The following is a 25880-nucleotide window of genomic DNA, read 5'->3' on the forward strand; positions in this document are numbered from 1 at the left end:
CGCGGGCCTCGTTTTGTAACCTTTCCGCCACGGCACCGGGCTCTGCGCCCAACCATCGGCCAGACTGTGCCGACCGAAACGAGCGGTGATCTTTGACGGGCGCGTCGACCTCGACGTGCGCGGGAACGTCGATGCTCCGCACCACCCCTGCGGAAAGGTTTTACGTGGAAGCGCTCAACGACGCGATCGTCGCGCTGAACGACACGTTCTGGCTCTACCTGATCATTCCGGTGCTGGCCGTGCTGAGCCTGTACTTCACGGTCCGCTCCGGTGCGGTGCAGATCCGGATGATCCCGGAGATGGTCCGCGCGATGGTCGGCAAGGCCGAGGTGGCCGAGGACGGCAAGAAGGCGATCTCGTCGTTCCAGGCGTTCGCGATCTCCGCGGCCGCCCGGATCGGCACCGGCAACATCGCCGGCGTGGCCACCGCGATCGCGCTGGGCGGGCCCGGCGCGGTGTTCTGGATGTGGATCATGGGCCTGGTCGTCGGTGCGGCCAGCTTCGTGGAGTCCACCCTGGCCCAGCTGTACAAGGTGCGCGACAAGTCCGGCTTCCGCGGCGGTCCGGCCTACTACATGCTGCACGGCCTGCGCGCCAAGTGGATGGGCGTGCTCTTCGCGGTGGTCATCACGGTCACCTTCGGCTTCGTGTTCAACGCGGTGCAGAGCAACACCATCGTCGGCGCGATCATGACCTCGGTGGAGGCCACCGGCGCGACCGGGATGGGCTGGCTGGAGCCGGTGCTGGGCCTGGCCCTGGTGGCGGTGACCGCCGCGGTCATCTTCGGCGGGGTGCGCCGCATCGCGCACGTCGCGCAGCTGCTGGTGCCGTTCATGGCCGGCCTGTACATGATCCTGGGCCTGATCATCGTGGTGCTCAACATCGACGCGCTGCCCGCCGTGTTCGGCCAGATCTTCGCCAGCGCCTTCGGCTTCGAGGAGATCGCGGCAGGCGGTGTCGGCGCGGCGATCGTGCAGGGCGTGCGACGCGGCATGTTCTCCAACGAGGCCGGTCTCGGCTCGGCCCCGAACGCCGGTGCCACCGCCTCGGTGAGCCACCCGGTCAAGCAGGGCCTGGTGCAGACCCTCGGCGTCTACGTCGACACCCTGCTGGTCTGCTCCACCACGGCGTTCATCGTGCTGCTGTCCAACCCGACCTACGGTGAGAACCGCGGCCCGACGTTGACCCAGGAAGCGCTGCAGTTCAACCTGGGCAACTGGTCGCTGCACCTGCTGACGCTGATCATCCTGCTGGTCGCGTTCACCTCGGTGCTGGGCAACTACTTCTACGGCGAGTCCAACGTCGGCTTCCTGACCCGCAACCGCGCGGTGATGACCGGCTACCGGTGGGTCGTGCTGGTGGTGACGTTCCTGGGCGCGATCGGCTCCTCGGACCTGGTCTGGAACCTGGCCGACACCACGATGGGCATCATGGCGCTGGTGAACCTGGCGGCGATCGCCCCGCTGAGCGCGATCGCGTTCAAGCTCCTCAAGGACTACAACGAGCAGCGCAAGCAGGGCCTGGACCCGGTCTTCACCCGGGACCGCCTGCCGGAGCTGACCGGCGTGGAGTGCTGGGAGCCCAAGGCGACCGAGCCGGAGAAGGCCTCGGCGAGCTGATCTCATTCCGCACTGCGGGCGGGCGCTCTTCGGGAGCACCCGCCCGCGGTGTCGTTTCCGGCCCGGGACCTCGCGGCCGTGCCCGGCTCGTTACCGGCGGCCATTAGGTTCGGATCCATGGCGCAGAACGAGTTCTCGGTGTCCAGCAGCACGGTCGTGAACGCTCCGGCCGAGGTGGTGTTCGCGGTGCTGGCCGATCCCCGGAAGCATTCGGTCATCGACGGTTCCGGCACCGTGCAGGGGGAGATCAGCGGACCGGAGCGGTTGGTGCTCGGCTCGAGGTTCGGCATGCGGATGCGCAAGGGCATCGGCTACCGGATCACCAACACCGTGGTGGAGTACGAGGAGAACCGGCTGATCGCCTGGCGGCACGCGATGCCCGCCCGCTGGCGCTACGAGCTGGAGCCGGAGGGCGAGGCGACCAGGGTCACCGAGACCTTCGACTACGCGGCGATGCTGCCGAAGCTCGTCGCCCGGACCGGCCTTCCCGCGCAGAACCTCCGCTCGATCGAAGCCACCCTGCGGCGCCTCAAGTCCCACGTCGAGGAGCACCGGGACTGACGGCTACGGCTCGCAGCGCCCGTTCTCGCAGGTCCAGACGGGATAGGGCGCGTTCTTCCCGGCCGCGCGCATGATCGAGATCCGCTTCTGCACCGGCACCTGCCCGGACCCGCCCGCGTAGTCGAGGTGTCCGGTGATGCCGAAGAGCGGCTTGTCGGGCGCCTTGATCTCGGCGATGCCGCGCCACACCGACAGGCCGTCCGTCGGGACTCCTCTCTCGCTCTTCTCGGGCGGGACGCGGGCGCCCACGACGTTGACCAGCGCGCGGTTGAGGACGTTGAACGCGTCGTGGGCCAGCGATGCGCGTCCTTCCAGCTCGACGCCCGTGTCTTCGCTGGTCTTGCCGTAGAACGAGGTGTACTCCAGGTTTCCGGTCACGCTCGCGTCCAGCTCGTCGCGGAGCATGAACTTGGTGATGTCGTCGCCCGCCATCACGTGCGGGAAGGCGCCGCTGCCGGGATTGCAGGTGTTGCGCAAGGTGGTGAGGAAGGTGCGGAGCTCGTCGGCGCGCCCCGTGAAGAAGGCCACCTCCTGCTCGCCGCAGTTGATCCGGCTCTCCGCGGAGAACCGGATCCGGGTGGCCGGCCGCGGCTGGTAGGCCTTCGTCAGGTCCTCGGCCAGGTTCGGGCTGTAGAGGTCGTCGGTCGAACCCGAGTAGTAGACCGTGAGGTTCTTGCCCGGGTGGAACCTGTCGAGGTAGCCCTTGATGAACTGCGCCTGCTGCCGGTTGTCCGGCCCGACCTGGTGGTAGAGCTTGCTGGTCTGCTGGAACTGGTCCGCCGAGGTCGTCGTGCCCACCATCGGCAGTCCGGCGGCGCCCAGCCGCTTGATGGCCTCCTCGGTGCCTGCCCAGCTGCCGCCGAGCCCGACGACGCCGATCACCGGTGAGTCCGAGTCCTTCGCGCGCTTGGCGAACTCGACGATCTGCTCGGCGACCGCGCGTCCGTGCTTCATGCGGTCCCCGCCGTTGGCGAGCTCGATGCGGATCAGCGGCCCGCCGTTCATCGAGGCGCTGCGCTGCGCCGCGGCCAGGCCCCTGAGCTCCTCGCGGACCCCGTTGAGCGTCGAGGAGTACAGCTTCGGCGCCGACAGCGTGCTGAAGTAGACGATCGTCGCCGACGGGCGGTCCGGTTCTTGACCGCGCTGGAAGTCGATGTCGTTGTTCTGCCTCTTGATCTGCTCCTGGGCGTTGGTGAAGTCGGCGAGGAAGTCCGTCTCGACCTTGTTGTCCCCGCCGGGCGGCAGTTGCTTGGTGAACTCGAAGCTGCCGTCGGAGAGGCCGACGCACTCGTCGCCCTCGGCCCACATCCCGGCGTTGCGCCACGGCATGAGCTGACCGCACGGGCCGAAGTACTGCTCGGCGTAGGCGCCGGTGCCGCCGAGCAGCAGGAGCACCACGACGATGGACGGGACGCGGCGCACCAGCCGGGAGCGCTTCAGCGGCAGGTCGACCTGGCCCAGCGGCACCGAGGCTTCGTCGTCGAGATTGCTCGGTTCGTCGGCCACCTGCACCGGCACGTACCAGGCGGTGGACGAGCGGCGGCGGCGCGCGTTCTGCAGTTGCGCCGACCACTGCTCCAGGGTCACCGCCTCGTTCAGCGGTTCGTCCGGCAGGGCGGCGGTGCCCGCTCCGATGACCAGGAGCGGGTCCCGCACACCGGTCTCGTTGCGGACGTCGTTGATCAGGCGCACCAGCAGCTTGCCGGTGCTCTCGGCGCGGAGGTTGCGCAGCAGGAGGACCGGGTAGCAGTCCTTCGGCACCCACTTCCACCGCCACAGCCGCCGCTTGTAGGAGTCGGCGAGGTCGGCCAGGAAGGCGTGCACCAGCAGCTTCCGCACCTGCTCGGCGTTCTCGAAGCGCGACGGCGTGGCGATCAGGCGCTGGGCGAAGCTGGGGAAGTCGGCGGACTCGCCGGGGGACAGGTAGGGCTGCCGCATGAACCAGCGCGCGACGCGCCCCGCCCGCATCCACCACGCGTAGTAGACCGGGAAGAACACCAGCGACAGCAGGTACAGGTACCAGGGCAGGTTCTGGGCGGCCAGCTCCCAGCCCTGGGTCTCCAGCTGCTCCTCCTGCTGGGTGCGCCGCGGCCGCCGGCTGCTGAGGTACTCGCGCAGCAGGTGCCGGGCGTCCGAGTGCGGTGCCCGGGACAGGTTCGCCGGCGGCAGGTTCTTCTTCAGCAGCCAGCTCAGCAGCGCGTAGCGGCGGAAGCGCAGCTTGCCGATCCGCGGCCACGAATCGGCGTCGCGCAGCCCCAGCGCGGCGTGGTCCAGGAGCTTGCGCACCTGGACCGACTTCCCGCGCTGGGTTTCGGCCGGATCGGCGCCGACGTCGAGCACCACGTGCGGGACGACGGCGCCGAGGTGGTCCGACAGCTGGTCCACCAGCGCACCCGGGTTCTTCTCGCGCAGCAGGTGGACGATCGGCTGGTCCGGGATCGTCTCCAGGCGCTTGTTCCGGATCCAGCGCCACCCGAGGCGCGAGGGAAGTTGCGCGACCGGAATCCCTTGTCCTGTGGTCGCTTCCGTCATGCACACCCCCGGTGAATCACGTGATCACCAGCGACCGTACAGCTGGGGTGTGACCTGGTGCACCGATTTCGCGGGATCAAGCCCTCAGCGCGGCCTGCCGGGCACTCCGGGCCTGGTCTGCCAGGGGTGCGGGCCGCCGAGCGGGCGGTACTCGACGCCGTAGGCGTCCAGCCGGGGCAGGTGGTGGTCGACCAGCCTGCGCTGGAAGTCGGCGAAGTCGGTCTCCTGGCTCCAGGCCACCTCGGCGAAGGCCGACAGGCGCGGGAACGCCGCGTAGTCCACCCGGCGCGGGGTGTCCAGGTGCTCGCTCCACACCTGCGCCTGGACGCCGAGGACGTCCGGTCGCGGCTGGTAGCCGTAGACCTTCTCCAGCGTGGTCAGGAAGCCCACCGGGATCGGTTCGTCGGGGTGGTCGGACTGGCGGTGGTCGAGGTAGAAGTGGCTCTCCGGGCACAGCACGACGTCGTGGCCGCGCTCGGCGGCGCGCACCGCCGCCTCCTCGTCCCGCCACGCCGCGATGATGGTGCCCGCGGGCAGCGGGTCCACCGCCTCCAGCAGCTCGTCCCAACCCGAGGCGCGGCGGCCGCGCGCGTGCACGTGCTCGACGAGCTCGCGCAGGAACACGCCGTGCTCCGGGGTGATGCCGGGAACCTCGTCGCCGCCGATGCAGATCACCGGCGACGGGAACACCTCCATCAGGTGGTCCAGCACAGCGCGGTAGAAGTCCGTGGTCGCCGGATCGGTGTTGAGCAGGTCGGTGCTGATGCCCCAGGACTGCCAGACCTCGGGGCGCACGCCGTTGCCCAGTTCCGGGTAGGCGGCGATGGCGGCCGTGCTGTGGCCGGGCACGTCGACCTCCGGCACCACGGTGATGTGGTGGCGGGCCGCGTGGGCGACGATCTCGCGCAGGTCGTCGGAGGTGTAGAAGCCGCCGTGCGGGCGGGAGTCGAACTCCGGTTCCGGGCCGCGCCCGACCATCGACCGGTGCCGCCAGGCGCCGACGCGGGTGAGCTCCGGGTAGCGCGGCACCTCCAGCCGCCAGCCCTGGTCGTCGGTCAGGTGCAGGTGCAGCACGTTGAGCTTGTGCACCGCCAGCAGCTCGATGAACCGCAGCACCTCCCGCTTGGGCAGGAAGTGGCGGGCGACGTCGAGGTGGCAGCCGCGCCAGGAGAAGCGCGGCCGGTCCTCGACCTCCCCGCACGGCAGCACGAACCGCCGGTAGTGGATCAGCGCCGACCGGTACGCCGACGGGTCCAGCAGCTGCCGCAGCGTCTGCGCGGCGTGGTGCGCACCCGCGGTGTCGTGCGCGACGACCTCGACGCCGTCCGGGCGGACCTGCGCGCGGTAGCCGCCCGGCGCGGATTCGCCCGCGTCGACGCGGAATTCGATCGTCGGCCGCTCGGCGTCGGCCAGCCGCAGCCCGGTCGCCGCCCCGATGTGGCGGCGGAACCAGTCGGCGGTGGTGGGTTCCCCGCCAACCGTGGTGTTGTGGTCCAGCTCCAGCACTCCGGCCGCGGGCCGGACCAGCACCGGGCGCGGCAGCAACGAGTCCCAGCTACTCATGCTGTTCCGCCTCTCCGCGATTCACAGTGGTGGTTGCGTTTGGGGTTGTTCTTGCGTTTTCGGGGTTTCTTGTGGCTGGTTTGCGTCACGTTCCCCTGAGGTGCGGTTGTGCAGGGGGTTGGCACCGGGCTGTTCATCCCTTCACCGCCCCGGCCAGGCCGGAGACCAGCTTGCGCTGCACCAGCACGAAGAAGATGAGCACCGGAATCGTCATCAGCGTCGAACCCGCCATGATGGCGCCCCAATCGTTGCCCTCGGGTTTGAAGAACACCAGGATCGCCATCGGCAGCGTCTGGTTCTCCGTCGCCGAGATGATGAACGTCTTGGCGAACAGGAAGTCGTTCCAGGCGTGGATGAACGACAGCACGCTGGTGGCCACCAGGCCCGGCGCCACCAGCGGGAAGAGCACCTGCCAGACGAACCGGGCGCGGCTGGCGCCGTCGAGCTTGGCGGCCTCCTCCAGCTCGTCGGGGACCGCGGCCACGAAGCCGCGGAGCATCCAGATCGCCAGCGGCAGGCTGAACGCCAGGTGCACCAGCACCAGCGAGCCCAGGTGGTTGAGGCCGAACGCCGGGGCCACGCCACCGACCTCGCGCATCAGGAAGAACAGCGGGATGGTCAGCGCCTCCACCGGGACCATCTGCGCCACCAGGATCATCAGCAGCAGCACCGTGCGGCCCTTGAACCGGAAGCGGGTCAGCGCGACCGCCGCCAGGAACGACATCAGCAGCGACAGCGCCACCACCGCGGCCGCCACCAGCAGGCTGTTGACGAAGAATCCGCCGAGACCGTCCACTGTGAACACGCGGCGGAACCCGTCCAGGGTCGGCGCCCAGGTCCACGGCCGCGGGTCCGAGGACAGCAGCTCGCCCTCCGGCTTGAATGCCGAGAGCACCATCCAGTACAGCGGGAACGCCACCACGGCGGCGATCAGCACCGCGACGCCGTCGGCGATGCGGCGCGGCATGCGCTTGCGCGATCCGCTCATACGATCGCCCCGTCCTTCCGCTGCGCCCGCAGGTAGGCCAGCGTGATCAGCATGAGCAGCACGGTCATCACCACGCCGATCGCCGAGCCCATCCCGTAGTTCGAGCCGGCGAAGGCCTCCTGGTAGGCGTAGACGTTGAGCACCATGTTCTGCCCGGCGACCCCGCCGCCGTTGGTCATCACGTAGATCTGGGTGAAGATCTTGAAGTCCCAGATGATCGACTGGATGGTGGCGATCACCAGCACCGGCTTGAGCATCGGCAGCAGCACGCTGCGCGCGGTCCGCCAGGCCGACGCCCCGTCCAGCGACGCGGCCTCCACCACCTCGCCGGGTATACCGCTGAGCCCGGCGTAGGTGGTGACCAGCACGAACGGGAACGAGCACCAGATCACCTCGGCGGCCACCAGGCCGAAGGCGATGAACTTGTCGTAGGTCCAGGAGAACCCGGCCGCACCGTCGATGCCGATCCCGGTGAGCACCTCGTTGACCAGGCCGAAGTCCTGGTCGAACAGGAACAGCCAGACCGTCGACCCGGCCATCGCCGGGGTGGCCCAGGCGCCGATCGCGGCGAGGAACAGCAGCAGCCGCGGAATCCGGCTGATCCTGGTGGCCAGCACCGCCAGCCCGATGCCGACCGCCAGGCTGCCCACCACGCACACCGCGGCGAACAGGCAGGTCTGCACCAGGATCGTCCAGAACTTCGGATCCTCCAGCAGCGCCAGGTAGTTGCCCGCGCCGAGGAACTCCAGCGCGGCGCCGCCGGAGGCCTGCGCCTGTCCGTACTCGTAGAGGGAGATCTGCACCAGCTGGTAGAGCGGGTAGCCCATCATCACGACGAGCAGCAGCCCGGCCGGTGCCAGGTAGAGCAGTGCGGCCATCAGCGTCCTTCGAAGACTTCGTTCATCTGCGCCGCGGCGGCATCGGAGGCCTGCTCGACGCTCTGGCCGTTGACGACCTGCTGCACCATCGTGGGCAGCACGCCCTGCGCATCGATCTTCGACCAGCCCTCCGCGGTGGGCACGAACCGGGTGCCCGCCTGCAGGGACTGCACGAACGGGGCCACCTCGGGGTCGCCCGCCGCGAGTTCCTGCTGCACGTCGGAGAACGTCGGCAGGTTGCCCATCGCGATGTACATCTTGCGCTGGTACTCCTTGCCCGCCAGCAGCTGCACGAACTCCTTGGCCAGCGTGGCGCGCTTGGAGGACTTGAGCACGCCGAGCATGTTCCCGCCCGCGAAGGGCGGGGCGATCGAGCCGGCCGTCGGGCCGGGCAGCGGGACGACGGCGTACTTGCCCTTCGCCTCACCGGCTTCCACCGCGGCGCGGTTGAAGTCGCCGCCGATGGTCATCGCCGCCTTGCCGGAGGCGAAGGCCTGCACGGCCTGGCTGCCGGTCATGTCCGCGCACTGCTCGCGCGGGCAGGCGCCGCCGCTGATCAGCGAGGCGTAGGTGGCCACGCCCTCGCGCGCGGCGGGTTCGTTCACAGTGGACACCCACTTGTCGCCCTCGCGGCGGGCCAGGTCGCCACCGGCCGCCCAGATGAACGGCATCAGCGCGTAGTGGTACTTGCCGCCGACGGAGATGCCGTAGAGGTCGGGGCGGGCCTGGCGGATCCGCTGCGCGGTGTCCACCAGCTCGGCGGTGGTGCGCGGCGGCTGGAGCCCGAGCTCGGCGAAGACGTCGGTGCGGTAGTACAGCGCCCGGATGCCGGTGTACCAGGGCACGCCGTAGACCTTGCCGTCGACCTTCGCCGTGTCCAGCACCGATTCGTTGAGGTCGGCGCCCTCCGGCCACTGGCCGATCTGGTCGGTCAGGTCGAGCAGGCCGCCCGCGGCGACGTAGCCCGCCACGTCGGTGTTGCCGTACTCGGCGACGTCCGGCGCGCTGGCCGGGTCGTTGAACGCGCCGGTGAACCGCTGCGAGCGGGTGTCCACGGGGATGTACTGCACGTCGACCTCGACGCCCTGGTGCTCCGCCTCGAAGCGGGCCACTGCTTCGTCCACAGTGGTCTGCTTGGGTTCGCGGCTCGCCTCGTCGAACAGCCAGACCCGCAGGGTTCCGGTGGATTCGTCCTCGGCGGGCGCGTTCTGCTGCACCTGCGGTGGCCCGCAGGCGGCGAGCAACGCGCCGATGGCGGTGATGGTGATGGCTTTCCAGGCGCGCATGAGCAGTCTCCGTTGCACTGTCTGCAATTCCCGTTTTGCGCTGAGCAATCGGATGCTATGGATCACAACCCGGGTTGGCAAGGTCTGAACCAATGTTCGGTGCGGTCTCCGCGCGGTGCCGCCGACGGCGGATCACCGCCGAACTCCTGGTCGTTCCTGGTGAACGGCGGCAAAAGTGGTGAATTCACAGATATTTCCGGCCCGTCGATCTTTGCGAGGATGAACGTCCGCCGCCGGTCCGCGATTCGTCCGAACCCAGGGAGCGCGCATGATCGCCGGGGTGCTCACGGCCGTCCTCACGGCAACGCTGGTGCAACCTCCACCACCCGGCCCGGAACCGGCAGCGGTGCCGGAGTGGACGGCACCGCTGCACACCGAGGGCCGCTACATCGTCGACGCCGACGGGACCCGCTTCAAGCTGAAGTCCGGGAACTGGCACGGCGCCAGCGGCACCTACGACGGCAGCGGCGACGTCGACGACCCGGCCAACCACCACGCCGGCGAGAACAGCAGCGGCATCCCGCTGGGCCTGGACCGCGCGCCGGTGGCGGAGATCCTCGACAGCTTCGCCGAACTCGGGCTCAACAGCATCCGGCTGCCCTTCGCCAACGACATGATCCGCGACGAGGCGGTGGTGCCGGACCAGGCGGTCGCCGCCAACCCGCAGCTGCGCGGCAAGACCCGCCTGCAGATCTACGACGCCGCGGTCGCCGCGCTCACCGGACGCGGCTTCGCGGTCATCCTGAACAACCACACCAACACCACCCGCTGGTGCTGCGGGGTCGACGGAAACGAGCGCTGGAACAGCAGCCAGAGCGACCAGCAGTGGGAGGAGGACTGGCTGTTCATGGCCGGCCGCTACCGGGACAACCCGCGCGTGGTCGGCGCCGACCTCTACAACGAGGTCCGCCGCGACGTCCTCGACGACCCGAACTGGGGGCTCGGCGACCAGCACGACTGGTTCGCCGCCTCGCAGCGCGCGGGCAACCGGATCCTCACCGAGGCCAACCGGAACCTGCTGATCATCATCGAGGGCATCAACTGGGTGGGCCTGCCGGTCGACGGCTTCCCGCACGGCCGCCCGACGCTGGAACCGGTCCGGGAGCTGTCGCACGAGCTGGCCGAACCCGGAAAGCTGGTGTACTCCGCGCACTTCTACGGCTACACGGGCCCGAACCACTCCGGCGCGACGGGCGTGGGTGAGACCAGCGACCCGCGCTACCGGGATCTGAGCCCCGAGGAGCTGCGGGAAGTCCTGCAGCGCCAGGCCTTCTTCGTCACCGAGGACGGCAAGCCCTACACCGCCCCGCTGTGGATCAGCGAGTTCGGCGTGGGCGGCCGCGAGGAGCAGGACCCGAAGTCCCGGGCCTGGTTCGAGAACTTCGTCGACTTCCTGATCGCCAACGACACCGACTTCGCCTACTGGCCGCTGGTCGGCTGGCACGAGAACCGCACCGGCAACGGCTGGGCCCTGACCCACTGGGACGCCGAGGGCAACCGCATGTTCCTCGACGACGGCGACGACTGGCGCGCCAACGCCTGGCACCGCCTCATCGGTGCATCAACCGGCCAGGTCGGCAGGTAGCAGCTGCTCGGTGAGCAGTCGCCGCACCCGCGCATCGCGGTCCGGGGCGGCCAGCCACCGGTCGAGCAGTCGCCACCCGTGGAAGTAACCGAGCACGTAGGTGGCCATGCCACCGGCGCGGAGCGTGCCCAGGACCGCGCCGGTGTCGGCTTCGGGGATCAGCGCCCACCTGGTCAGGTAGGCGCTGATCTCGTCGTCCGATCGGCCCTCGTCGGCGAGGAACGCGGCGTTGCCCCACGCGCCGAACAGCATGTTCTGCGCGCGGTGGATCGCGGCGAAGTCGCTGCCGTCCGGGGCGATCCCGCGTTCGGCGAGCACGTTGTCGCGGAGCCACGACTGAGCCTGGCCGCCCGGGAAGACGATGTCCTGGGCGTGCAGCCCGAGCCCCTCGCTGATCACGAAGGACGGCGAGATCATGAACCGGACCCGCTGGTCCTGGAAGCCGAGCTCCCCGGCCAGGCGGAGATCCTTGAGCATCGACTCGGTGATGTGCCCGGGGTGGCCCTCGTGCGCGACGACGTACAGCAGATCGGCCAGGTTGAACGGGAGATCGGTGTTGAGGTGGATCGTCGAGCGCAGGTCGCCCTCGTAGGCCCCGGCGGCCCGGAAGTGCACGCCGGAGACCAGTTCGCACCTGGTCACCTCGCCGTCGGGCAGCGGCACGATCGCGCTGGTGCGCCGCCTGGTTTCGGTGATGGCCCGGTCCACGAGCACGGGTAGCCGGTCCAGCTGGTCCGGCGGCAGCGCATGGGTCTCCTGCCAGGCCTGGAGCCGTTCCAGCAGGGACCCGGTGCCCTTCGGCAGCGCGCGGTCCAGCAGGTCGTGCGCGGCTTCGAAGACCTCCGTCGGCAGCGCTTCCGCCGCCACGCCCAGACATTCGCCCGCGTAGGCGGACAGCGCAAGCCGTTCGCCGCTCAGCCGTCGGGCAACCGCCCGCGCAGCCCGGAGCTGGGCGGCGAGGTAGCGAGCGCGTTCGGGCGGGAACGGCAGGTCTTCCAGCAAGGCCTCGGCGTCCTCGGCCAGCTTCCCAGCGGCTGCCGGCTCCTCGGCGGCCACCTGCGCCTGCCACTGCGGCGGACCGCTGTAGATGACCACAGTGCCCGTCGCGCTTCCCGCCACCAGCTTGTCGATGCGCAGCGCCAGCAGCGCGTACTGGTGCACCCATTCGTCCGGCGTCATCGGGTCCTCCTCGTGCTCCGTCGACTCCGGCCGAAGCTAGCTGTACGGTTTTCCGTACGCTGTAAGGAAGGAACGAGCATGGGCGAGCAACGACCACCGGCGATCTGGTTCTCCGCGCAGCGACCCCGAAAACCCCGCCTGTCGACGGAGCGCATCGCGCGAGCCGCGGTCGCGGTGCTGGACGCCGAGGGAGCCTCGGGCCTGTCCATGCGACGCCTCGCCGCCCGGCTGGACGTCAGCGCGATGTCGTTGTACGAGTACGTGAACAGCAAGGAGGACGTGCTCGACCTCGCCGTGGACGAAGCGCTCGCGGAGATCGAGCTCGACGCCACCGACGGCACGCCGTGGCGGGAAGCGCTCACGCAGCAGCTCCGAAGCGGTCGGCGAGTCATGAAGCGCCACCCGTGGCTACCGGCTCTGATGTCCACGCGCCCGCTGCTCGGCCCGAACGCGCTGGCGCTCTCCGAGCGGTTCTACACCGTGCTCACCGCAGTCGGCCTCGAAGGCCCCCGCCTCACGGCGGTCGTCGGCGCGCTCACCTACTACGTCCAGGGCTACGCGGCGATGGAGAACTTCTGGACCGGAGCGCACCGCGACCCCACCCGGGAATCCGAACTCCGCGCCCGATCCCAGCACTACCTCGAAACCCACCGCCAGACCTACCCGACCCTGGCACGACAAGCGGACCTCGTCGGCACCGACGACTTCGACGACTCCTTCGACCTGGGCCTGACCACCATCCTCGACGGCATCGAACCCCGGCTCACCACCCCCGACGGGCAACCGAGGTGAAGGGCACCTTTCGCCAAGTTAGTAGGCGAAAGGTGCCCTTCACGCTTCATCCGGTCGTGGATCAGCCGTGGAAGGTGATGGCTGCGACGGAGGGGCACTCGTAGACGTCGTCGGTGGGGGTGAGGGCGCCGGTGTTCGCGTCGCGGGCCAAGCGGGTGATCGCGCCGGAGCGCTGGTTGGCCACGAACAGCGAGGTCTGCTCCGGGTCGAGGGAGAAGTGGCGGGGCCAGTCGCCGCCGACCGGCGTGGTGCCGCGGAACTCCAGGCCCGCCTCGGTGATCGCGAAGGTGGCGATGTTGTTGTCGCCGCGGTTGGAGGCGTAGGCGAACTTGGCGTCGCGGGTGACCGCGATCTCCGCCGGGAAGTTCTCGCCGCTGGCGTCGGGTTCGCGGGTGCCGATGACCTGGCCCGCGGTGAACCGCCCGGCGTCGAGGTCCCAGTCCAGCACGGTGATCTCGGACTTCAGCTCCGCCAGCAGGTAGGCGCGGGTGTAGTTGAAGGCCAGGTGGCGCGGCCCGGTCCCGGCGGGCAGCTCCAGGTGCTGGTGCTGGGTGAGCTTGCCGGTGGCGGCGTCGAAGGCGTAGACGAACACCGCGTCGGCGCCGAGGTCGACCGCCACCACCCACCGCTTGCTCGGGTCGACGAGGACCTGGTGGGCGTGCGGTTGCGCACCGGGGTGCTGGATCAGGTCGGTCTGGTCGCCGATGGAGCCGTCGGCGTTGCGGCGGTGCACCGCGACCTTCCCGTCGGTGTAGTGGGCGGTGAAGATGAACTCGCCGCTCGGGTGCACGGAGAGGTGCGTCGGACCCGCACCGCCGCTGGGCTTGCTGCCCAGGACCACCGGGTGGTGCTGGGAGAGGTCCACGGCGGTGATGGTGCCGTTCGGGACGAGCTCGTTGGTGACGTAGAGGTACTTGTGGTCCGGGGACCAGGCGAAGAACGACGCGTCGGGCACCCCGTCGACCACCGCGGACTGCTCCAGCTTGCCCTCGTCGTCGCGGATGGCCACCTCCAGGCCGCGACCCGCCGGGCTCGCCGAGGTGTAGCTGCCGATCAGCGTCATCAGCCCGGCCGCCGCGTGGTGCGTCGCAGGCTCGGTTCGCGGCGCTGCGCTCGACGAAGTGGTCGCGCACGCGGTGCTGGTGGTGGCGACCACCCCGGCCGCGCCGGCGAGGCCGATCGCGCCGGCGGCGGTGAGGAACCGGCGACGCGGCATTGCGTTGTCCCGCACGATGTTCTCCCTGCTCGGTGGATGATCGCGGGTCAGTCTGCCCCATCCGCCGCCATTGGACTAGACCACAACGCCTTAAACCTTCCTCAACCCCCGGTGCACCTGCGAAGTTCCCAACTTTCCCCGAGAACGGGAAAGTTCACCCGCCCGTGCCCCGCCAGCGCTCCGTCCCGCGCTGGTGACGGTCAATTTCGCGCGAAATTGACCGTCACCCGGGTGAACGTCAATTTCGCGCGAAATTGACGCGCGGGGCGGAGCGGGGGCGGTGTCAGGGCAGCGGGGCGGCCCGCTGCGCGGGCTTGGCCGGTGGTGCCACGCCGACGCCCGGGCTGCCGCCGCACGGGCCGGACATGCTCCAGTCGGGGTCGACGTCGCCGCACGCGCCCTGCGACTTCTGCGCCTGCACCATCTCGGCGACGTCGGCGAGCAGCCGCTTGGCGTCGTAGACCACGCCGTTGCGGATCGTCCACTGCACCCCGCCGGTCCGGACGATGTCACCGGTTTCGGCGTCCAGCCGCGGAGTGCCGGTGCCGTAGAGGGTCTTCAGGTCCTCCAGCGGGTTGTGCGCGGTGATCGCCAGATCGGCGATGAAGCCCTCCTTGACCGCGCCGTACTCGGGCGCCCGGCCGGTGGGTTCGGCGATGGTGCGCGCGGTCGCCGAGCTCATCGCCTCGATCGCCTCCAGCGCGGTCAGGCCCGCTTCGCGCAGCATCTCCAGCTCGTTGATGTTGGCGAAGCCGTAGAGGTTGTAGATGTAGCCCGGGTCGGTGCCGCCCGCGATGCGCCCGCCCATCTCCTTGTAGTCGTGCACGAGCTGGAGGTACTGCACGTAGAAGCGCTTCCAGCTCGCTTCGTCCTCCGAATTCCAGTCGTAGTAGAACGAGCCGTGCGCCTCCGGGCTCGGTTCCCAGAAGTTCCACAGCGACGGCAGCACGAAGCGCGGATGCCACTCCAGCCCGCGCGCCCGCAGCAGGTCGCGGCCCGCGAGGTAGACGCCGAAGGTCGGGCCGAAGGTCACGCCGTTGTCCAGCTGCCGCGACAGGTACGAGCGCCACTGCGGGGAGCCGGGCGGGAAGGTGTAGTCGATGACCTCGGCGACCGCGCGCCACCGCGAGGCCTCGTTGGAGTAGTCGTAGTCCGGCGGCTTCGGGTGTTCGCGGCCCTCCTTGAGCAGTGCCTCGAAGTGGCCGTAGAAGTGCGTGATGGTGCCCAGGCCCAGCTGCGCGGTCTCCAGCGCGTTGAGCTGCGGGTAGATCGGCGGCGAGTGGTGCATCGTGGTGCCGAGCCCGGACTGCTGGGCGGCCCGGATGGCGGCCTCGATCTCGGGGCGGCCGTAGGGGCCCTCGCCGAAGAACTTGATGCCGTCCACGCCGTTGCGGGCGGCCCAGGCGACCCACCGGCGGGCCTTGTCCGGCGAGTCGATCGGGCCTTCTTCCCAGCCGCTGCCCGGCGTTTGGTAGTTGACGATGCGCGGCGCCACGATCTCGTTGCGCTCGCTGCGCTCCTTGTCCGAGACCGCGTCGGGGTTCTTGGCCAGCGAGACGCCGCGGACCGTGGTGACGCCGTGGCCCAGCCACAGCTTGTAGGCGTAGGTCCGCGGCGTGCCGCCGGTACCGGTGTGGGAGTGCTCGTCGACCAGCCCCGGCATCATCCACATGCCGGTCGCGTCGATCTCGTGCTCGGCGTCGTGCGGCGGCCGGTCGGCGGGCAGCGCCCGGGACGGCTGACCAGCGGGGATGATCTGGTCGATGCGGTTGCCGCGGACCACCACGTCGACCGGCCCGCGCACCTCGCCGTCCGCACCGACGATCAGGTTGACGCCGCGGATCACCAGCTTCCGGAACGGGCCCTGCCCCTCGCCCGGCCCGCGCGGCGGGGTCGGCGCATCCGCGGGAAGCACGGTGCCCGCGTTGGCCAGTCCTGGTGCGAGTCCCACCAAGCCAGCGGCGGCACCGGCCGCCTGGAGCAACGACCGTCTGCTCAGGTCCATTCGGGCACTCCTCGCCTCGGCGTCGGATCCCGGCGAACACTACGGGCGAATCCGACGCCATAGCAAGGCTTTCCGAATTAGGGGAGCAGCGCGGACAGCAGTGCCGCCATCCCGAAGCCGACCAGCGACAGGATCGTCTCCAGCACCGTCCAGGACTTGAGCATGTCCTTGACCGGGATGCCGAAGTAGCGGCTGATGATCCAGAAACCGCCGTCGTTGACGTGCGAGGCGATGATCGAGCCCGATGCGATGGACACCGCGATCAGCGCGAGCTGGGCCTGCGAGTAGTCCCCGGCGTGCAGCAGCGGGGCGATGATGCCGCCGGTGGTCACGATCGCCACCGTCGCCGAGCCCTGCGCGATGCGCAGCCCGGAGCTGATCACGTACGCCGACACCAGCAGCGGCAGCCCGGTGGACTGCAGCGACCCGGCCAGCGCCTCGCCGACGCCGGTCTCGGCCAGCACCTTGCCGAAGAAGCCGCCGGCGCCGACCACCAGCAGGATCATGCCCAGCGGGCGCAGCGAGCTGCCGGTCAGCTCGGAGAGCTCCTTGCCGGTCATCCCGCGCCGGGTGCCCAGCAGCCAGAACGCCATCAGCACCGCGATGGTCAGCGCCACCGTCGGGTTGCCCAGGAAGGTCAGCACCGCCAGCGGTGCGCTGCCCTCGGGCAGCGTGATGCTGCCGAAGGTGGCGCCGAGGATCAGCACCATCGGCAGCCCGATGATGAAGGCGACGGTGGTCAGCCCCGGCTCGGGACGGCCCTCGTTCTCGTTCTTGCGCGCCAGCTCGTCGGCCGCGGCCAGCATGTCCTCCGGCACCGGCAGGTCGATGCGCTTGCCGATCCACATCGGGAACAGCAGACCGCTGACCACGAACGCCGGGATCCCGCACGCCAGGCCCATCAGGATGATCCAGCCGAGGTCGACGCCGAGCAGGCTCGCGGCAACCACCGGCCCGGGGTGCGGGGGCAGGAACGCGTGCGTCATGGACAGCCCGGCCACCAGCGGCAGGCAGTACAGCAGGATCGACTTGCCGCCCTGCCGCGCCACCACGTACACCAGCGGCGCCAGCACGAAGATGCCGATGTCGAAGAACACCGGGATGCCGAACACCAGCCCGGACAGGCCCATCGCCAGCGGCGCGCGCTGCTCGCCGAAGGCGCCGAGCAGCTTGCGGGTCAGCAGCTGGGCGCCGCCGGAGGCCTCCAGCATCGAACCGAGGATGGTGCCGAGCCCGACGATGGCGGTGATGTGCCCGAGGATCCCGGCGAAGCCGTTCTCCAGCAGCGATTCGCTGCTCTTCTGCGCGGTGCCGACGATCTCCTCGACGGACAGCCCGGCGGCCAGCGCGATCAGCAGCCCGGAGACGATCAGCGCGATGAACGGTTCCACCCGGAACCGGATGATCATGAGCAGCAGCACCGCGATGCCGACCGCGCACAGCACGAGCAGACCGGCGGTGTCGTGCTGGAGCCATTGCAGGAAAGTGCCCACGGGGGGTCTCCTAGGGGAGAGGAGGAACTCTGCGGGTCAGCGCGCCTTGCGCAGGGCGCCGCCGGGCAGTGCGTCGGTGCGGTGACCGTCCTCGATCACCGGTACCCCGTTCACCAGCACGTGCGGGATTCCCGCGGCCTGCTGGCGGGGGTCGTCGAAGGTGGCGGTGTCCGCGACGGTGTCGGGGTCGAAGAGCACCAGGTCGGCGGCGAACCCGGGGCGGATCCGGCCGCGGTCGGTCAGCCCGAGCCGGTCGGCGGCGCGGGAGGTCATGTGCTGCACGCACTCCTCCAGCCCCAGCACGCCGAGCTCGCGCACGTAGTGGCCGAGGTAGCGGGGGAAGGTGCCCCACGCGCGCGGGTGCGGGCGCGCGCCGACGAGCAGGCCGTCGCTGCCCGCGGTGTGCACCGGGTGGCGCATGATGGCGCGCACGTTGTCCTCGTGCCCGACGTGCATCAGGCAGGAGCTGCCGAGCTCCTCGGACACCAGCACGTCGAAGTAGTGCTCCGCGGGCGGTTTTCCGGCGGCGCGGGCGGATTCGGTGACGCTGAGGCCGACGAGGTGGCCGTTGCCCGCCTGCCGGACGCCGTTGATCTCGATGGTGTCCCACTCGACCGGCACGCCGTGGCAGCCGTCGGAGCCCTCTTCCTCCAGCACGACGCGGATCCGCTCGCGCTGCTCCGGATCGCGCAGCCGCGCCAGGGTGGCCTCGACGCCGCCCGCCATCGCCCAGCTGGGCAGCAGCGCGTGCAGCGAGGTGCTGCCCGGCAGGTACGGGTAGGTGTCCAGCGTGATGTCGCAGCCGTCGTCGAGCGCGTCGTCCAACATGGACAGCAGCTCGGCGGCCTTGCCGCGGTTGACGCTGAAGTTCATCGTGGCGTGCGCGAGGTGCAGCGGGCAGCCGGAGCGCTTGCTGACCTCGATCATCTCCGCGTACGCGGCCAGCGCGCCCGCGCCGTAGCTGCGGTGGTGCGGGCTGTAGTAGCCGCCGCGCGCCGCGACCACCTCGCACAGCGCGGCGAGCTCGGCGGTGTCGGCGTACATGCCGGGCGTGTAGGTCAGGCCCGAGGACATGCCGAACGCGCCCTCGTCCAGCGACCGGGCCAGGACTTCGCGCATCAGGTCCAGTTCGGCCGGTGTCGCCGGGCGGTCGTCGTAGCCCACGCACAGCAGCCGGAGCGTGCCCTGCGGCACCAGGTACGCCGCGTTGGCGGCGATCCCGGTGTCGAGGCGGTCGAGGTACTCGGCGACGCTGCGCCAGTTCCAGTCGAAGCCGGGCGGGTCGTCGTTCCACCCGGCGATCTGGGTGCGCAGCGTCGCCAGCGTGGCGTCGTCGACCGGGGCGTAGGACAGCCCGTCCTGGCCGATGACCTCCAGCGTCACGCCCTGCGACACCTTCGCGGTGTGGTCCGGGTTGGCGAGCAGCTGCAGGTCCGAGTGCGCGTGCATGTCGATGAAACCGGGGGAGAGCACCAGCCCGTCGGCGTCGATCGGGCGCTTGCCGCGCAACCGGCCGGGTTCGGCGATCTCGGTGATCAGGCCGCGCTCGATGCCGACGTCGGCGCGATAGCCCGGGCCGCCGTCGCCGTCGACGACCCGTGCCCCGCGGACCACTATGTCCATTGTGGAGCCCTCCAGCGGTGTGGAACTGCCTAGAAGAACGTGCGGATCAGGTCGATCACCACGCCGTCCTCGACGACCGGGATCAGCGACCACTTGTCGAAGACCGTGCAGGGGTGCGAGAGGCCGAAGCCGATCCAGTCGCCCACCTGCGGGTCGGCGCCGGAGAGCTCCAGGAAGGTGTGCTGGTCGGCCAGCGCCCGGACCCGGGCCGAACCGTCCGGCAGGTCGCGCACCACGCCGTCGGCGCCGCGGATCGCCTGCGGTTCGGGCAGGTCCTGGTCGAACGAGGCGTCGCGGCGGCCCATGGTCAGCAGCGCCAGGCCGGGCTCCGGGCGGGACATGACCTGCGCCCACGCCCGCATCGCGGGCCGGAACGGCCGCTCCTGCCCGGCCAGCCGGTGCTCCCGGCCGAACGGCGAGCGCAGCCGGTAGAAGCCGTCGTCGTGCAGCAGGTAGCCGCCGCTGCGGATCACCGGCACCACGGGCAGCCCGGGCGGCCACGGCTTGATCAGCGCTTCGGCGACCTGGTCGAAGTAGGAGCTGCCGCCCGCGGTGACGATCACCTCGTCCAGCCCGGCGAAGTGCCCGGCACCGGCCAGCTCGGCGACCAGCTCGCGCACCCGCTCCAGGTAGCCGTCCACGGCGGACAGCGAGCCGTCGCTGATGTCGTGCGCGACCTCGCCCTCGTAGCCGGCCACGCCGACCAGCCGCAGCATCGGGTTGGCCAGCACGGCATCGGCGATCTCGCGGGCCTCGGCCTTCGTGCGCGCGCCCGTGCGCCCGTCGGGATTGCCGAGCTCGACCAGCACGTCGACCGGCCGGGACGCGCCGTGCGCGGCGAGCGCCTCGGCCATCAGGTGCACGCCGCGCAGCGAGTCGGCGTAGCAGCAGAACTGGAATCGCGGGTCGCGGTCGAGCTCGTCGGCCAGCCAGGCCAGGCCGTTGCGGTCGACCAGCTCGTTGGCGAACAGGATCCGCTCGACGCCGAACGCGCGGTAGACGCGCAGCTGGCTGATGCTGGCCGCGGTGATGCCCCACGAACCGTGCGCGAGCTGCTGGCCGAACAGCTGCGGCGCCATCGTGGTCTTGCCGTGCGGGGCGAGCTGCACGCCGTGCTCGGCGCACCAGTCGGCCATGGTCCGCAGGTTGTGCTCCAGGGCGGCGCGGTCGAGCGTCAGCAGCGGTCCGACGAAGCCGCCGTCGAAGACCGTCGGGCGGGTGGCCAGGAACTCGCCGACAGTGGTGCCGAAGGCGTCCGAGGGCATGCCCTTGAAGCGCCAGTCGATGCGCTCGTCGTGCAGGGCGCGGACCGCCTCGATGTTGATACCCCGTGCTGACACCAAGGTCTCCTATTGCGTAGAATGCAACGCTGATTGCGCAAAATGATGGTTAGGTGTGTACCATCACGCCGCGCAGCACGTCAACGAAAGGGAGCGGCCGGTGAGTCAGAGCCTGGAACGAGGACTTGCCGTGCTGACCTCGCTGGCCGCCGGCCCGCAGACCCTCGACCAGCTCGCCCAGCGCCTCGGCGTGCACAAGTCCACCGCGATGCGCCTGCTGCGCAGCCTCGAAGCCGGGCGCTTCGTCCGCCGCGAGGACGTGCACCACTACCGCCTCGGCAGCGCGCTGTTCGACCTCGCGCACCAGGCGCTGGAGGACCTCGACGTCCGCGACGTCGCCCGCGCGCACCTGCTGGAGCTCAACGGCATCGGCGGCCACACCGTGCACCTGGCGACGCTGGAGGACGACCACGTCATCTACATCGACAAGGTCGACAGCAAGCACCCGGTGCGGATGTACTCCCGCATCGGCCGCCGGGCCCCGGTGCACTGCACCGCGGTCGGCAAGGCGCTCGTCGCGGACTGGCCGCCAGCGCAGCGCGGGCAGTTCGCCGAAGCGCTGACCTACCCGAAGCTGACCGCGAACACGATCGACTCCGCGACGCGGTTCCTGACCGAACTGGACCGGGTGCGCGACCAGGGCTACGCGGTCGACCGCAGCGAGCACGAGGACTTCATCCACTGCATCGCCGCGCCGATCCGCAACCACCGCGGCGAGACCATCGCGGCCGTCTCGCTGTCGGTGCCGAAAGTACTGCTGGATTTCGACGGCCTGCTCGGGCTCGTCGACGACGTGCTGCGCGCAGCGGGCGGGGTCTCCGCCGAGCTGGGCTGGCAGCCAACGGAGAAGAGGAAGGAACCCTGATGGCCAGGACCGTCGTCAGCACCGACAAAGCCCCCAAGCCGCCGGCGAGCATTCCGCTGTCGCAGGGCGTCCGCAAGGGCAACATCTTGCAGGTCTCCGGCCAGACCGCGGTCGACCCGGCGACCGGCAAGCTGGTCGAGGGCGGTGTCCCGGAGCAGACCGAGCAGTGCCTGCGCAACGTGATCGCGATCCTGGAGGCCGAGGGCGGCTCCATCGAGGACGTGCTGATGCTGCGCGTGTACCTGACGGACGTCTCCCAGTTCGCGGAGATGAACGAGACCTACGCCCGCGTGGTCGGCGAGCCCTTCCCGGCTCGCACCACCGTCTACGTCGGACTCCCCGCCGGTCTCCTCGTCGAGATCGACGCGCTCGCCGTCCTGGGCTGACCGGATTGAGGTGAAGGGCACCTTTCGCCAAGTTGGTTGGTGGAAGGTGCCCTTCACGCTTCACCTGATCGAGTGGCTCTTGTCGCCGCTGGTCGCGGGGACGGGGCGTTCTGGCGACCGGTGCCCGATATGCCCGGACCCGGGGCCGCGCGAATTGATCTCGGCTTCTACTGTGGACACATGTCGCTGCGATCGTTGTTGTCCCTGAACGTCGTGATACCGGTGCTGGCGATGATCGCGCTGGCCGTGGCCTGGCCGATGAAGGACAGCCTGGGCACCGGCATGGTGATCGTCGTCGCCGTGCTGCTGGCCGGTGCGGTGCTGACCGCGGTGCACCACGCCGAGGTCGTCGCGCACAAGGTGGGGGAGCCCTACGGTTCGCTGGTGCTCGCGGTGGCCGTCACCGTGATCGAGGTCGCGCTGATCGTCAGCATGATGATCTCCGGTGGTGAGGGGGCCGCGACGCTGGCGCGGGACACCATCTTCGCCGCCATCATGATCACCATGAACGGCATCGCCGGGCTGTCCCTGCTGGTGGGAGCGCTGCGCTACGGGCTGCCGATGTTCAACGCCGAGGGCACCGGGGCCGCGGTGGCGACGGTGGCGACGATGGGCGCGCTGACCCTGGTGCTCCCGGCCTTCACCACCACCGTGCCCGGGCCGGAGTACTCGCCGAACCAGCTGGTGTTCGCCGCACTGGCCTCGGTCGTGCTCTACACGCTGTTCGTGTCCACCCAGACCCGGCGGCACCGCGACTTCTTCCTCCCGGTGACCGACAAGGGCACCGTCGAACCCGAGGACGACCACGCCGAGCCGCCGACCGGCAAGCGGACCGCCGCGAGCCTGGTCCTGCTGCTGATCGCCCTGGTCGCGGTGGTCGGCCTGGCGAAGGTGGAGTCCCCGGCGATCGAGGCCGCGGTCGCCGCGGCGGGCTTCCCGAACTCCTTCGTCGGCGTGGTGATCGCGATGCTGGTGCTGCTGCCGGAGACCATCGCCGCGGTGCGCGCCTCGGTCCGGCGGCGGATGCAGATCAGCCTCAACCTGGCCTACGGCTCGGCGATCGCCAGCATCGGCCTGACCATCCCGGCGATCGCGGTCGCCACGATCTGGCTGCAGGGCCCGCTGCACCTGGGGCTGGGCGCCACCCAGATCGTGCTGTTCGCGCTGACCATCGTGGTCAGCACGCTCACCGTGGTCCCCGGGCGGGCCACCCGCCTGCAGGGCGGCGTGCACCTCGCGCTGCTGGCGGCGTTCCTGTTCCTCGCCGTCAACCCGTGATGCCGCGGGCGCGGAAGCGGGCCGGCCCGCGTCCGCGCCCGCCGCTCACGCGCGTCGCCGCCGTCCGGCGAACAGCAGCAGGACCGGCCCGATGATGGTGATCGAACCCGCGACCACGAACACCCCGCCCCAGCCCAGCGATGAATCGGCCAGGTAGCCGGTGACCAGCGGCGCGAAGATCGACGCGGAGGTGGCGAACATCTGCACCGCCCCGGAGACCGCGCCGTAGCGGGAGGCCGGCACCGCCTCGCCCACGATGATCCAGTACTGCGCGCCGGTCAGGTACAGCAGGAACACCACGACGGTCATCACGGCGACCGCCGCGAAGGTGGTCGTCACCATCGACACCAGCGCGAACAGCACCGCGGTCGCGGCCAGGCAGATGATCACCAGCCACCGGCGCGGCGCCTCGGGATCGCCCATCCGGCGCACCAGCCAGTCGGTGAGCGCCCCGCCCGCGATCAGCCCGACGCAGCCGCCGACCCACGGGATCGCCCCGGCGATCGCCAGCCCGTCGAGGTCGATGCCCCGCTCCTGCACCAGGTAGTTCGGGAACCAGGACACGAAGGTCCACAGGATCCAGGCGTACCCGAAGTAGGCGATCGCCGTCGCCCACACCGCGGGCTTGGCCACGCAGCTCCAGAACCCCGGCGCGTCCTCCTGGTCGGCGGCCGTCGCCTCGGCCTGGTCCTGCCGGATGACCCGGACCTCGGCCTCGTTGACCTTCGGGTGCTGCTCCGGGGTGTCGCGCACGACCCAGAACCAGCCGATCGCGGCCAGCACGCCCAGCGCGCCGAAGATCAGGAACGGCAACCGCCAGTTGCCGTTGGTGGCGTGCATGATGCCGACCACCACCGGCGTGGCGACCGCGCCGCCCAGCGGCGTGGCGGCGTTGGCGATGCCCAGCGCGGTGCCCAGCTCCCGCTTCGGGAACCAGTTGTGCATCAGCTTCGCCGTGACGGTGGCCTGCGGGCCCTCCCCGGCGCCGAACAGGAACCGGATGATCAGCAGGCTGACGAACCCGACGCCCGCGGCGGTCAGCGCGGTGAACGCCGACCAGGCGACCACCGCCCAGCCCATCACGTTGCGCGGGCCGAACCGGTCGGCCAGCCAGCCGCCGATGAACCCGAACGGCGAGTAGGCCAGCGCGAAGATGCTGGCCAGCCAGCCGAAGGCGGCGTTGGAGAAGCCGAACTCGGCGATGATCAGCGGCCCGGCGATGCCGAACGCGGCGCGGTCGGCGTAGTTCAGGCCCAGCACCGCGAAGTCGGCGGCGAGCACCCCGAACCGGCGCTTGGTGGCGGTGGCGGTCTGCGCGATCGTCATGCGGGAGCACCTCCGGTGCGCAGGACCCGCTCGACGACGTCGACCGCGGTGCGGACCTCGTCGAGCGGGACGGACTCGTCGGCGGTGTGCGCGTCGGCGATCGAGCCGGGCCCGAACACCACGGCGGGCACCCCGTCCAGGGCGATCTTGCTGGCGTCGGTGCCGTAGCCGACGCCGAGCGGATCGGCGTCCAGCCCGGAGGCCCGCAGCCCGGCGGCCACGCTCCGCACGAACGGGTCGTCCGGATCGGTCTCCAGCGAGTAGTCGACGATGTGCGGCTCGTGCACCAGCACCGGCCAGCGCGCTTCGAGCTCGCCGCGCAGCTGCGCCCAGACCTCGTGCGGGTCCTCGCCGCCGACGGTGCGCCGGTCGACGGTCACCGCGCAGCTGTCCGGCAGCACGTTCGGTCCCTGACCGCCCTCGATCATGGTCACCGCCAGCGACGGCGGTCCGACCAGCGGCCGGGCCAGGGCGTCCAGCCGGGGTGCGTGCTCCTGCTGGAGGTGGCGCACCACCTCGGCGGCGACCTCGATGGCGTTGGTCCGGCCCCACGGCTGCGAGCTGTGCCCGGCGTCGCCGCGCGCCTCGATGCGGCAGCGCATGCAGCCCTTGTGCGCCACGACCATCCGCAGCTCGGTCGGCTCGCCGATGATCGCGCCCGCCGGTACCGGCAGGCCGCTGCGGCGCAGCGCCGTCACCCCGCGGTACAGGTGCTCCTCGTCGACCACGCCGGCGAACACCACCGAGCGCGGCCGCGGGCCGCTCTCGGCCAGGCGCGCCATCGCGGTCAGGAACACCGCCAGCGAGGCCTTCGCGTCGCACGAGCCCCGGCCGTAGAGCCTGCCGTCGCGGACCTCCGGCTCGAACGGCGCGATGGTCATGCCATCGGTCTCCACGGTGTCCAAATGGGACTCCAGCAGCAGCGGGCGCTCGTCGTCGCCGGGCAGCTCGACGAGCACGTTGCGCCGCCCGTCGAGCACCTCCTCGGTGCGTGCGCGCATCCCGCGCGCGGTCGCCCACTCGGCGATGTGCTCGGCCAGGGCGGTTTCCGCCGGCTCGGCGCGGTCGCGCGGGTTGATGCTGGGGATGCGAACCAAGTCCGCGATGAGTTCGACGGGATCGACCATGCGCCCACCCTTTGCTCTGCATTCGCTGAGAATCAGGGCGGAAGCTATGTCAGCGGTCGAACGCGGGTCAAGATCTTGCCGCAGCGCAAGGGTTTTCGATATCAACCGTCCACATTGCATTGCGCGTGGCGCAATTTCCGGAGGTTGCCGTTGCGCGGGCTGCTACCGGCGCGACCAGGGGATTCGAAGCGGAACCGGCCGGGCACGGAGCGTGCCCGGCCGGCGCGGCCGCGCGCGG

General features: G+C 70.4%; 20 protein-coding genes. 7 read left to right on the forward strand and 13 right to left on the reverse strand.

Features of this window, described 5'->3' with window-relative positions:
- Positions 1 to 164 precede the first annotated feature (164 nt).
- Together OU416_RS32110 and OU416_RS32115 are read left to right on the forward strand one after the other, a co-directional pair.
- A complete protein-coding gene (locus OU416_RS32110; RefSeq protein ID WP_270930816.1) occupies positions 165 to 1619 on the forward strand; it encodes an alanine/glycine:cation symporter family protein in 1455 nt (484 codons plus the stop codon).
- 117 nt (positions 1620 to 1736) lie between these two features.
- Complete coding sequence (locus tag OU416_RS32115; RefSeq protein ID WP_270930817.1) at positions 1737 to 2180, forward strand: SRPBCC family protein; 444 nt, start codon at positions 1737 to 1739, stop codon at positions 2178 to 2180.
- Between the two features lie 3 nt (positions 2181 to 2183).
- Here the strand turns inward: OU416_RS32115 and OU416_RS32120 are convergent, their stop codons facing one another.
- The 5 genes from OU416_RS32120 to OU416_RS32140 all read right to left on the reverse strand — a co-directional run bounded on the left by OU416_RS32120 (position 2184) and on the right by OU416_RS32140 (position 9427).
- The gene (locus tag OU416_RS32120; RefSeq protein WP_270930818.1) at positions 2184 to 4712 is read right to left on the reverse strand and encodes a type 1 periplasmic-binding domain-containing protein; all 2529 of its coding nucleotides are present in this window, start codon (positions 4710 to 4712) and stop codon (positions 2184 to 2186) included.
- An 84-nt stretch (positions 4713 to 4796) separates the two neighbouring features.
- A complete protein-coding gene (locus OU416_RS32125; protein WP_270930819.1) occupies positions 4797 to 6275 on the reverse strand; it encodes a beta-N-acetylhexosaminidase in 1479 nt (492 codons plus the stop codon).
- Between the two features lie 133 nt (positions 6276 to 6408).
- Positions 6409 to 7263 (reverse strand): carbohydrate ABC transporter permease, encoded by an 855-nt coding sequence (locus OU416_RS32130; RefSeq protein ID WP_270930820.1) that lies wholly within the window; start codon positions 7261 to 7263, stop codon positions 6409 to 6411.
- On the reverse strand, positions 7260 to 8141 hold the full coding sequence (locus tag OU416_RS32135) for a carbohydrate ABC transporter permease (protein ID WP_270930821.1): 882 nt from the start codon (positions 8139 to 8141) through the stop codon (positions 7260 to 7262). The genes OU416_RS32130 and OU416_RS32135 overlap by 4 nt, the downstream gene beginning before the upstream one ends.
- A complete protein-coding gene (locus OU416_RS32140; protein WP_270930822.1) occupies positions 8141 to 9427 on the reverse strand; it encodes an extracellular solute-binding protein in 1287 nt (428 codons plus the stop codon). Before OU416_RS32140 ends, OU416_RS32135 begins: the two co-directional genes overlap by 1 nt.
- A 268-nt stretch (positions 9428 to 9695) precedes the next feature.
- On the opposite strand from OU416_RS32140, the gene OU416_RS32145 reads away from it, so the two are divergent.
- On the forward strand, positions 9696 to 11012 hold the full coding sequence (locus tag OU416_RS32145) for a glycoside hydrolase family 5 protein (RefSeq protein ID WP_333779669.1): 1317 nt from the start codon (positions 9696 to 9698) through the stop codon (positions 11010 to 11012).
- Here the strand turns inward: OU416_RS32145 and OU416_RS32150 are convergent.
- Complete coding sequence (locus OU416_RS32150; protein ID WP_270930823.1) at positions 10989 to 12191, reverse strand: hypothetical protein; 1203 nt, start codon at positions 12189 to 12191, stop codon at positions 10989 to 10991. The two genes, OU416_RS32145 and OU416_RS32150, sit on opposite strands and share 24 nt — an antisense overlap.
- Before the next feature lie 78 nt (positions 12192 to 12269).
- Between OU416_RS32150 and OU416_RS32155 the strand changes: the two genes are divergently transcribed.
- Positions 12270 to 12983, forward strand: a complete 714-nt coding sequence (locus OU416_RS32155) for a TetR/AcrR family transcriptional regulator (protein WP_270930824.1) — start codon at positions 12270 to 12272, stop codon at positions 12981 to 12983.
- 61 nt (positions 12984 to 13044) lie between these two features.
- On the opposite strand, the gene OU416_RS32160 is transcribed toward OU416_RS32155, so the two are convergent.
- From OU416_RS32160 to OU416_RS32180, 5 genes are all read right to left on the reverse strand, one after another.
- Positions 13045 to 14214: a lactonase family protein gene (locus OU416_RS32160; RefSeq protein WP_270930825.1), complete on the reverse strand. Its 1170-nt coding sequence runs from the start codon at positions 14212 to 14214 to the stop codon at positions 13045 to 13047.
- 268 nt (positions 14215 to 14482) lie between these two features.
- Positions 14483 to 16204: an amidohydrolase family protein gene (locus OU416_RS32165; protein WP_270930826.1), complete on the reverse strand. Its 1722-nt coding sequence runs from the start codon at positions 16202 to 16204 to the stop codon at positions 14483 to 14485.
- A 77-nt stretch (positions 16205 to 16281) separates the two neighbouring features.
- Positions 16282 to 17697: a GntP family permease gene (locus OU416_RS32170; protein ID WP_270930827.1), complete on the reverse strand. Its 1416-nt coding sequence runs from the start codon at positions 17695 to 17697 to the stop codon at positions 16282 to 16284.
- A gap of 36 nt (positions 17698 to 17733) precedes the next feature.
- Positions 17734 to 19320, reverse strand: a complete 1587-nt coding sequence (locus OU416_RS32175) for an N-acyl-D-amino-acid deacylase family protein (RefSeq protein ID WP_270930828.1) — start codon at positions 19318 to 19320, stop codon at positions 17734 to 17736.
- Between the two features lie 29 nt (positions 19321 to 19349).
- Positions 19350 to 20660, reverse strand: a complete 1311-nt coding sequence (locus tag OU416_RS32180; RefSeq protein WP_270930829.1) for an amino acid deaminase — start codon at positions 20658 to 20660, stop codon at positions 19350 to 19352.
- Between the two features lie 100 nt (positions 20661 to 20760).
- On the opposite strand from OU416_RS32180, the gene OU416_RS32185 reads away from it, so the two are divergent.
- The 3 genes from OU416_RS32185 (at position 20761) to OU416_RS32195 (ending at position 23189) form a co-directional block, all read left to right on the forward strand.
- Positions 20761 to 21525: an IclR family transcriptional regulator gene (locus tag OU416_RS32185; protein WP_270930830.1), complete on the forward strand. Its 765-nt coding sequence runs from the start codon at positions 20761 to 20763 to the stop codon at positions 21523 to 21525.
- Complete coding sequence (locus tag OU416_RS32190; RefSeq protein WP_093159803.1) at positions 21525 to 21911, forward strand: RidA family protein; 387 nt, start codon at positions 21525 to 21527, stop codon at positions 21909 to 21911. The genes OU416_RS32185 and OU416_RS32190 overlap by 1 nt, the downstream gene beginning before the upstream one ends.
- 180 nt (positions 21912 to 22091) lie before the next feature.
- Positions 22092 to 23189 (forward strand): calcium:proton antiporter, encoded by a 1098-nt coding sequence (locus OU416_RS32195; RefSeq protein ID WP_270930831.1) that lies wholly within the window; start codon positions 22092 to 22094, stop codon positions 23187 to 23189.
- A 45-nt stretch (positions 23190 to 23234) separates the two neighbouring features.
- On the opposite strand, the gene OU416_RS32200 is transcribed toward OU416_RS32195, so the two are convergent.
- The gene (locus OU416_RS32200) at positions 23235 to 24515 is read right to left on the reverse strand and encodes an MFS transporter (RefSeq protein ID WP_270930832.1); all 1281 of its coding nucleotides are present in this window, start codon (positions 24513 to 24515) and stop codon (positions 23235 to 23237) included.
- On the reverse strand, positions 24512 to 25642 hold the full coding sequence (locus tag OU416_RS32205) for a M20 family metallopeptidase (RefSeq protein WP_270930833.1): 1131 nt from the start codon (positions 25640 to 25642) through the stop codon (positions 24512 to 24514). The genes OU416_RS32200 and OU416_RS32205 overlap by 4 nt, the downstream gene beginning before the upstream one ends.
- Positions 25643 to 25880: the final 238 nt, after the last annotated feature.

This window comes from Saccharopolyspora indica (assembly GCF_027853965.1).
Lineage (GTDB): Bacteria > Actinomycetota > Actinomycetes > Mycobacteriales > Pseudonocardiaceae > Saccharopolyspora > Saccharopolyspora indica.

Excerpts from the sequence above, each read along its gene's own strand:
- OU416_RS32150 (WP_270930823.1), bottom strand. The coding sequence starts at position 12,191 with ATGACGCCGGACGAATGGGTGCACCAGTACGCGCTGCTGGCGCTGCGC.
- OU416_RS32175 (WP_270930828.1), bottom strand. The coding sequence starts at position 19,320 with ATGGACATAGTGGTCCGCGGGGCACGGGTCGTCGACGGCGACGGCGGC.
- OU416_RS32165 (WP_270930826.1), bottom strand. The coding sequence starts at position 16,204 with ATGGACCTGAGCAGACGGTCGTTGCTCCAGGCGGCCGGTGCCGCCGCT.
- OU416_RS32140 (WP_270930822.1), bottom strand. The coding sequence starts at position 9,427 with ATGCGCGCCTGGAAAGCCATCACCATCACCGCCATCGGCGCGTTGCTC.
- OU416_RS32135 (WP_270930821.1), bottom strand. The coding sequence starts at position 8,141 with ATGGCCGCACTGCTCTACCTGGCACCGGCCGGGCTGCTGCTCGTCGTG.
- OU416_RS32155 (WP_270930824.1), top strand. The coding sequence starts at position 12,270 with ATGGGCGAGCAACGACCACCGGCGATCTGGTTCTCCGCGCAGCGACCC.
- OU416_RS32125 (WP_270930819.1), bottom strand. The coding sequence starts at position 6,275 with ATGAGTAGCTGGGACTCGTTGCTGCCGCGCCCGGTGCTGGTCCGGCCC.
- OU416_RS32205 (WP_270930833.1), bottom strand. The coding sequence starts at position 25,642 with ATGGTCGATCCCGTCGAACTCATCGCGGACTTGGTTCGCATCCCCAGC.
- OU416_RS32115 (WP_270930817.1), top strand. The coding sequence starts at position 1,737 with ATGGCGCAGAACGAGTTCTCGGTGTCCAGCAGCACGGTCGTGAACGCT.
- OU416_RS32195 (WP_270930831.1), top strand. The coding sequence starts at position 22,092 with ATGTCGCTGCGATCGTTGTTGTCCCTGAACGTCGTGATACCGGTGCTG.
- OU416_RS32190 (WP_093159803.1), top strand. The coding sequence starts at position 21,525 with ATGGCCAGGACCGTCGTCAGCACCGACAAAGCCCCCAAGCCGCCGGCG.
- OU416_RS32145 (WP_333779669.1), top strand. The coding sequence starts at position 9,696 with ATGATCGCCGGGGTGCTCACGGCCGTCCTCACGGCAACGCTGGTGCAA.
- OU416_RS32200 (WP_270930832.1), bottom strand. The coding sequence starts at position 24,515 with ATGACGATCGCGCAGACCGCCACCGCCACCAAGCGCCGGTTCGGGGTG.
- OU416_RS32130 (WP_270930820.1), bottom strand. The coding sequence starts at position 7,263 with ATGAGCGGATCGCGCAAGCGCATGCCGCGCCGCATCGCCGACGGCGTC.
- OU416_RS32120 (WP_270930818.1), bottom strand. The coding sequence starts at position 4,712 with ATGACGGAAGCGACCACAGGACAAGGGATTCCGGTCGCGCAACTTCCC.